Origin of the sequence: Confluentibacter flavum, from assembly GCF_002843175.1 — a bacterium.
Taxonomy (GTDB): Bacteria; Bacteroidota; Bacteroidia; order Flavobacteriales; family Flavobacteriaceae; genus Confluentibacter; species Confluentibacter flavum.
This window is the reverse complement of sequence record NZ_PJEO01000027.1, coordinates 68,541-76,683: the sequence shown is the minus strand read 5'-3', so window position 1 is coordinate 76,683 and position 8,143 is coordinate 68,541. Positions and strand designations below refer to the sequence as shown.

The 8,143-nt window shown below is 30.1% G+C and carries 7 protein-coding genes and 1 pseudogene; 3 read left to right on the top strand and 5 right to left on the bottom strand.

Annotation, left to right across the window (positions count from 1 at the left end):
• Nucleotides 1-14: 14 nt before the first annotated feature.
• From CSW08_RS08520 to CSW08_RS08505, 4 genes and pseudogenes are all read right to left on the bottom strand, one after another.
• On the bottom strand, nt 15-893 hold the full coding sequence (locus tag CSW08_RS08520; protein ID WP_106658080.1) for an IS982 family transposase: 879 nt from the start codon (nt 891-893) through the stop codon (nt 15-17).
• A 161-nt stretch (nt 894-1,054) separates the two neighbouring features.
• Nucleotides 1,055-1,411: a PQQ-binding-like beta-propeller repeat protein gene (locus CSW08_RS08515; protein ID WP_106659464.1), complete on the bottom strand. Its 357-nt coding sequence runs from the start codon at nt 1,409-1,411 to the stop codon at nt 1,055-1,057.
• Nucleotides 1,384-1,608, bottom strand: coding sequence for a hypothetical protein (locus CSW08_RS08510; protein WP_106659463.1), 225 nt, complete (start codon nt 1,606-1,608; stop codon nt 1,384-1,386). Before CSW08_RS08510 ends, CSW08_RS08515 begins: the two co-directional genes overlap by 28 nt.
• An 85-nt stretch (nt 1,609-1,693) precedes the next feature.
• A pseudogene (locus CSW08_RS08505) lies at nt 1,694-1,813 on the bottom strand (single-stranded DNA-binding protein); the annotation flags it as partial.
• A 302-nt stretch (nt 1,814-2,115) separates the two neighbouring features.
• Here CSW08_RS08505 and CSW08_RS08495 point away from each other — a divergent pair.
• The 3 genes from CSW08_RS08495 (at nt 2,116) to tatA (ending at nt 5,290) form a co-directional block, all read left to right on the top strand.
• Nucleotides 2,116-2,361 (top strand): hypothetical protein, encoded by a 246-nt coding sequence (locus tag CSW08_RS08495; RefSeq protein ID WP_157831443.1) that lies wholly within the window; start codon nt 2,116-2,118, stop codon nt 2,359-2,361.
• Between the two features lie 653 nt (nt 2,362-3,014).
• Nucleotides 3,015-4,985 (top strand): glycoside hydrolase family 32 protein, encoded by a 1,971-nt coding sequence (locus CSW08_RS08490; protein WP_106659460.1) that lies wholly within the window; start codon nt 3,015-3,017, stop codon nt 4,983-4,985.
• 131 nt (nt 4,986-5,116) lie between these two features.
• Nucleotides 5,117-5,290: a twin-arginine translocase TatA/TatE family subunit gene (tatA, locus tag CSW08_RS08485; RefSeq protein WP_106659459.1), complete on the top strand. Its 174-nt coding sequence runs from the start codon at nt 5,117-5,119 to the stop codon at nt 5,288-5,290.
• Between the two features lie 52 nt (nt 5,291-5,342).
• Here the strand turns inward: tatA and CSW08_RS08480 are convergent, their stop codons facing one another.
• A complete protein-coding gene (locus CSW08_RS08480; RefSeq protein ID WP_106659458.1) occupies nt 5,343-8,126 on the bottom strand; it encodes a substrate-binding domain-containing protein in 2,784 nt (927 codons plus the stop codon).
• Nucleotides 8,127-8,143 lie beyond the last annotated feature (17 nt).

Sequence of the window (8,143 nt, the reverse complement as noted above, 5' to 3'; positions counted from 1 at the left end):
ACTCGTTGTGCATTTTAAATAATGCTAATTTTAATATTGTTGATGTTTCTATCAAAAATAAACTTATTGATATATTGAATTGTTGTAAGGGCCGCTATTTTAGATAGGATCCTAGTCTTAAATCCTCGAAAAGACTTGGCATAATTACGTCTTATCATAAATTGGTCACATAATTGTGAGAACAATGTCTCTATTCTTTTTCTCTTTTTTCTGAAAATGTAAGGTTGTTTTTTATAATCTTTTTGATTGCTTCTCATAGGTGTATTTAGCTTTATGTTACAGGTTTCAAACAAATTGAGCTGTATTTCTGCTGATAGATACCCTCTATCTCCAATTAAAGTGCAATCGCCCATTTGTGCTTTAATGTCCTTAAGGTAATTGACATCGTGTACCGATGCAGGGCTCAAATCGACACTTTGAAAAACACCTTTAATAGAACAGACGGCGTGCAGCTTATAACCATAATAATTGGAACCTTGGGAGGCACAATAGCCTTTGTCAGGAAAAGCATAGGCATCCTCTTTACAGACTCTCGAACGGGAACTTCGTGATAATTTACAAACCTCTAAAGGCATACTGTCCACTATAAAATAATCTTCAAATTCATTAAAATGAGAGGCTAATCTTAATCGGATATCATCCATGTAACCTACTAATTTCCGTCTTCTTCGATTGTAGACGCTCCTGTCTATTTTTGAGGCAATAATGACAGGGAGCTTTCTAAATAAATCATTCTCACTATCTATTCCCATAAATTCAGCTGTTAAGCTTAAACAAATCAGTTCCAAATCACTCAGCTTCGGTCGACGTCTTTGATAGTCCAAAAGTTGTTCTTTTGATATTTTTTGTAATACTTCCAATATTCTTTCGTAATTTGCATTTAAGTTGTTCATAATTAATGTTTTATCGCTAAAACAATTTACTGATTATCAGTAATATGGACAACTTTTTTCTTTTAAATCATAATGCACAACGGGTTAATAAAATAGTTTTTGTTTCATTAGATGTTTATAATACCCTAATAAAACATCAATAAATATATAGAATTTTATTTCTAAGGTAACGCAAAAGCCACATAAGAATCACCAGATTTTGCACCTTCTCGACCTCCTCCGCAGGCGATTACTATGTACTGTTTTCCATTAACGGAGTAAGTGGCTGGTGTTGCCACACCAGATGTGGGCAAATCTGCTGCCCATAATTTTTCCCCAGTGTCTTTGTCGAACACCCTAATTTTATTATCTGCTGTTGCTGCGATAATTACTAATCCTCCTTTTGTGACAATTGGTCCACCATAATTTGGGGTTCCCGTAATAGGATGTCCAGGTATATTCAATGAGTCGAAGTTACCAAGGGGAATTTGCCATTTAATTTTAGCACAGTTCAATCTATGGCTGTTAATTGTACCCATGGTGGTTTTATCATAGGGTATCCGTCCTCCAGATCAAATCTCCTGTGTCCATGATAGTTATATGGGTAAGGCCAATCACCATCAGTTGCTATAGTATCTTTTTCCTGTTTCGTCAAAAAATCAACAATTTGATTCATTTTATCTTCTCCAATCATCTCAAAAGAAGGCATCACACCTTTCCCTTCTTTAATTCTCATAAATATTTAAGCTCTTGATAATGAATCCTTTACATTTATTAACGCAGAAACATTTCCAAACATGGAAGTTCCTTCTAAGTCATTACCATGACTCATTGGTAGCGATTGAAAATTTAGCGACTTTCTTTCCGCTGTCTAGGTTCGTGATTTCTGGCTCGTTTCCTACGTTGCCAATTAACTGTACTTTGTTTTTTAGAGTACTCATAATTAAAAAATTTAAAGATTAATATTGACCTATCTGAACCTTTCAGAAAGGCTTTAAAATTGATTTACTTATTATATCCAGAGCGTTTTCCTTTTTTTGTTTTTTTAACTTTTGTTCCGCTTCCTTTTTATTGATTTTGTAAGATTTCATAAGATTCATTTTCGATTTACTTCCCATAGAGCCACCGCTGTTACCTTCTTTTTGTTGCTTGGTGCGCTTCAATATTCAGGTTTGTTAAGACATATAAAAAGTGCGAGGGACGAGCCTGATTATGCTGTAGTTCAAAGCTGAATGTTGTTATTTTGCTGTCAAAAAAAGGTATGACGGTGTTGGCTTACGGAAGTGATTCTAAATTCTTTGTGAAATACAAAATCATAGGAAGTGGAACAAAACGCAAATACATTTTCCTATTAAGCGGACGCTATTTCAAGGTTTTATATTGGGAACGGAGCATTCCTGCCTTCTTCGGCATGAAAAAGAGAAGTGGAAATCTAAAACTTTGGGATTGTGTCCAAGACTTTTTTAATGAAGCGCTTTTCCCGAAATGAAGTTTTTCACAGAATGCAGGGGAATGTGCTGGAATGAATTAACTTATATATATTTTACAAAAACTCTAACTTAAACACCAGTTTTGTGCTATCAAAATCTTAATATATATCACCTACATATCCACCTTGTTGATTCTCCTTGAGATTTATATTACTTTGGTTCTTACTAAATTTGCTTGTTTCATTATGGAAGTTAGACTTGTTTCATTATGGAAGTTAGAATTTAAAGAAAAAAAACTTAATTTTTAACAGTCCTATCATTTGGGAAATCTTCAGCCTCGGAATATAACATCTAAGATATTCATATATAATTCAGTAACAACTCTAATTATCGTTACTCTATAAATTCAATTGAGTAACCATTAATTTTATATTAGGAAAATAAAACATGCAACATAGTTACAATTTACCGCTCATAATTAAAAAAGTAGGTTTTTTTTTTAGCAACAAAGTCATAATTAATGGTAAATGTATCATTCTTTACAATTTCTATATATATGAATTACTATTTTTGATTATATAATTTAAACAGAAATTAAGTCAAAAATTTTAAAAGATTATAGTTTGAATTAGTTTAGATTAGTTTAGTTTAGTTTAGTTGAACACGGATTAAAATAATCCGTGTTTTTTTTAAAGAAAAAAAATTATAAATAATGAAAAAATCAATTATATTAATCTTTTTCCTAACTATTTTCACAATACATGGTCAAGTTTATTTGGAAAAATATCGCCCTCAATACCATTTATCATCCAAAGACAGTAATATGGCTGATCCTAAAGGTCTATATATATTTGATGGGCAATATCATCTATTTTGGTATGGACAATGGGAGCATGCTATCTCAAAAGATCTTGTTCATTGGGAAGAATTACCCGACCCAATGAAAGGGGGACCGCGTCCATTCTCTCATTTTACTGGATCAGTGGTTGTAGACAAACAAAACACAAGTGGTTTTGGTGAAAACAGCATGATTGCAATTTATACTAGACATTTTCCTGGTGATAGCCTACCTGAAACCCAATGTATTAGTATAAGCAAAGATGGGGGAAATGAATTTCATTATTATGAGTTAAATCCAGTTTTAGATATTAACAAAAAAATTTTTAGGGATCCTCAAGTGTTTTGGCACGAACCAAGTCAATTATGGAAAATGGTAGTTGCAATTTCCAATGAGCAGAAAATTCTTATTTACGAATCGAAAAATTTAAAAGACTGGAATTACTGCAGCACATTTGGTGGATTAGGGGCGAAAAATTCTTTTTGGGAATGTCCTGATCTTTTTGAACTACCGGTAGTTGGTCACCAAGGATTAAAAAAATGGGTTATGATAATTGGTCGAGGTCCTAACAAAGTACAGTATTTTGTAGGTGATTTTGATGGGAAAAATTTTAATCCGGACACTAAAACCCTAAATTACTTAAAGTTTGGTAAAGGGATTGAAGGTAGGGTCTTTGAAAATTTTGAATCGAACTATTCATCTAATTGGAAAATTACAAATCAAGCTTTTTCCAACCGTTTAAAAGACTCAATAGCAACTGATTTTTTAGGAAATGGCTACGTTGGTCTATTATCTAATGAAAATCATATAGGAGTCATGAAATCTAAACCTTTTACAATAAATAGAAATGCGATAAATTTTCTAATAGCTGGAGGTCAAAATTTAGATTCTCTTTGTATTAAATTAATAGTTGATGGAAAAGTAGCTAGAAGAACAACTGGGAACAACAAAAAAGTTTTTAGATGGAGAGGTTGGGATGTTAGAGACTTAAAAGGAAAAACAGCTCAAATTGAAATTTTAGATTTAGTAAAAGACACTATAAATGGGGGTATAGCCATTGACCATATTATTTTTGAAGATAAGTTAAAAGATTTTGGGTTAGAACATGCTTTATGGTTAGATTATGGTGATGACTTTTATGCAACTAAAACTTGGAGGAACTATGATGAAAACTTAAAATTAGGAGATTCTGTTATCATGATAAGTTGGATGGGAAACTGGAAATATGCACGTCAACAACCTTCAAGTTGGGGACATGGCTTTCAATCCTTACCCAGAAAAATTGCTTTAAAGAATACTGAAATAGGATATAAAATAATTCAAGAACCCATTAACCAATTAAAAAAATTGAGAAAAGAACAACAAAGTATTTCTAATTTAACTGTTAATGGCAATTTAAAACTTGGCTTCTTTCAACCTAAAAAAAACAACTATGAGTTAGAAGCTGAAATTAAATGCATATCGAACACTACATTTGGATTTAATTTATTAATTGGTGAAGGGCGTAGTTTAAAATTAACAATAGATCCAAGTACTTCTACAATCTGCTTGGATAGAACAAACTGTACTGATTTTGTATCTGATAAAAGCTTCACTCAAAATTTTGCAACAAAAATGTATGCTCCTTTAACTGTCAATAATAATATATTAAAACTGCACATTTTTGTAGATAAATCATCGATTGAAGTTTTTTTGGATGATGGTGAGATTGTATTAAGTGCCTCTACATATCCTTCTGAAAGCCAGACAGGTATTGAAGTATTCTCAAACGGTGGCAAAACAGAATTTATTTCCATAAACGCTTGGGAATTAAGTTCAATTTGGGGCAAATCATCCCAAAAATAATTTTTTGTCTAATCATTTGTTAATTCGGCCTCAAAGGATGCTTTCAATCTACTTTATAAAAAGAGTTTCTTTACACTAAAAAAAAAATTCTAAATTAAATTACAATATATTAACTTTATTAAAATTCATAAATGAAATATTTATCTACACTACAACTAGCAATAGGCCCTATGCAAATAGTATTAATAGTGCTGGTTGTTTTATTGTTATTTGGCGGAAAGAAAATACCTGAATTAATGCGAGGATTAGGTAGTGGTATCAAAGAATTTAAGGAGGCAAGTAAGGATGATGATTTAAAAAAATAAAGTAGTTCAAATAATAACCATTATTATTAATGACCAAAAAAAAAATGACAATTTAGTTTTGCTTTCTATAATCAGTAGGAGAAAGCTTAAATTGCCTTTTAAAACATTTTGTATAATAGGAAGGGCTTGAAAATCCTACATCATAAGCAATTTCAGATATAGACTTATTGGAGTTTCTTAATAAATTAATTGAATTCTTAAGTTTAAGTGCAACTATTAATTCGCTAACAGACATTCCTGTAAGCTTTTTAATTTTCCTATATAAATGTACTCTAGAAATCCCTACTTTTTCACTAAGCATTTCGACAGTAAGATCATTTTTATTCTCTAAATTATTTATTAAACTTTCAATTTTTTTAATAAAATTTTTATCCAGTCGTGAAAGATTATCTTCAACCATTTGAAAATCTAAATTGCATTTATAATATTCTTTTAATCTAATCCTTTGATTTAAAATATTTCTTATACAACTGCGTAAATAATCGTGATTAAAAGGTTTAGAAATATAAAAATCAACACCTTCCTCTAACCCCGTAATTTCATTTTCAATAGAATTTTTAGCCGTTAACAATATTACAGGAATGTGGGATAATTTCACATCTGCCCTCATCTTTTTTATCATTTCTAACCCATCCATAACTGGCATAATGATATCGCAAATTATGAGTTCAGGTTCACTTTCCTCTATTACTTTAAGGCCTTGTTCTCCATTTACAGCTTCTATTATTTCATATTCATTAATTAGCATTCTCTTTAAGTATTCCCTAACATCCATGATATCATCAATAATTAAAATTAGGGGTTTCCCTACTTTATCAATATTAACAGTATTGACTATAGCCTCATTTTCATTTAATAAAGTTGGAAGTGATGGCAATACAAAATTATCAATAGGACTATTACTAATTATCTCATCTTCTTTCAAATGTTGATTCCCGATAGGAAGTCTAATAAAAAACGTTGTTCCTATACCGACTTTGCTTTGTACAGAAATATTCCCTCGGTGCATTTCAACAAATTTCTTCGACAAACTTAAACCAAGCCCAGTACCAATATTACCATGTGATTTTTTACTTTGAAAATACTGATCGAATATCTTGTTTATGTGTCTTTCTTCAATACCTTCTCCTGAATCTTTAATTTCAATTTGAATTTCTTGTTCATATATTTTATTAATTGATTTTTTAGGTTTTTTTAATTTGATTTCAATTTTTCCATTGCTTTCTGTAAATTTAAAGGCATTTGATAATAAATTAAAAAAAACTTTATCTAGTTTATCATGATCCATCCAAATTGATATTTCTCCTATTTCAGAAATAAATTGAAAATCTATTTGTTTAGATTTCGCCAAATATCTAAATGTCTCCTCTTTTTCCTTCAAAAAGGAGATTAAATCATATTTTGAAGCAGAAAGTTTTAATTGATTATTTTCTTGCTTCTGAAAATCAATTAATTGATTTACTAATCTTAATAATCTTAAAGAGTTCCTATTCATTAATCTTAACTGCTCCTCATTTTCAAAACTAAATTTTTTTGATTTAATTAAAAGCTCCAAGGGTCCCATAATAAGAGTTAAAGGAGTTTTGAATTCATGAGAAATATTAGTAAAAAACGCCAATTTAGAGCTCGTAGCTTCTTCTAATTTTTGAGTAATTTGAACTAATTCATTTTGTTGTTGTGTTATTGAAAAATTTTTATTCTCAATTATATTCTTTTTTTCTAAAAGTAATTTATTAGCAATTCTTTTATCTTTAATTGCCTTATAAATGAATAAAACAAGTGTTAAAACTAATAATAATGAAACCAATGCAAAAATCAATATTAATCGCTGTGTCTCGTATTTTGATATTTCTATATCTAAAGCAATTTTCTGCTTATCTATCCTTTCTTGTAATCTTTCAACCTGCATATTCTGTGATTTCAAGACTTCAGCTTTACTCAAATCAATTAAAACTGCATCAATAAAATTTTCCTTGTCATAAGGTAATTTATGCAATATTTTATATGCGATTCTTATAACTTCTTCAATTTGTGGAGGATAATAAAAAGTAGCTTTAAGTTGACCATCAATTACAGATTGAATTCCTCCACCTGGTCCTGGTAATCCATCAACACCTATAATTTGGCATTTATTATTTAAACCAGATTTCTTTAAAAATCTATAAGCCTCTTGAGCCATTAAATCATTATGAGCAAAAATCAAATCAAACTTCAAATTTTCTCTTATAACTTTTTGCATAACTAATTCCGCTCCGTTAGATTGCCAGTTACCAAATTCAGAAAGAACAATATTAATATCTGGACATATGGAAATTGCATCTCTAAACCCTTTACTTCTTTCAATTGTAGGAGAAGATCCTTTTACACCTTTAATTTCTATTATATTTCCTTTTCCATTTAATAAAAGTGAAGCATAATTTCCAGCGTCATAGCCTATTTTATAATTATCTCCTCCTACATAACTAGTATATTTTACACCAATAACCTTTCTATCAATTAAAATTATTGGTATCCCTAAACTATAAGCCTTATTAATGCTAGGTTTAATTGAATTCACAATGTTTGGAGAAATAATCAACAAATCCATCCCTTCATTCAAAAATTCATTAATATGTTTTTCCTGTTCTTCACAATTGCCATTGGCATCTTTGATAGTTAACTGCATATCGGGATAAAACCTTAACTCATTTTGTATTAGTTCTAGGTTAGTTTTTTTCCATATATCTGACGTAGTACATAATGATAATCCAATATGAAATTTTTTATTAATTGGTTCTGTTTGAGCATGCATTGCTGTTAAACAAAATAGTGAAAACGCAATAAAAAATCTACTCATTGATTAAAATGTTATAT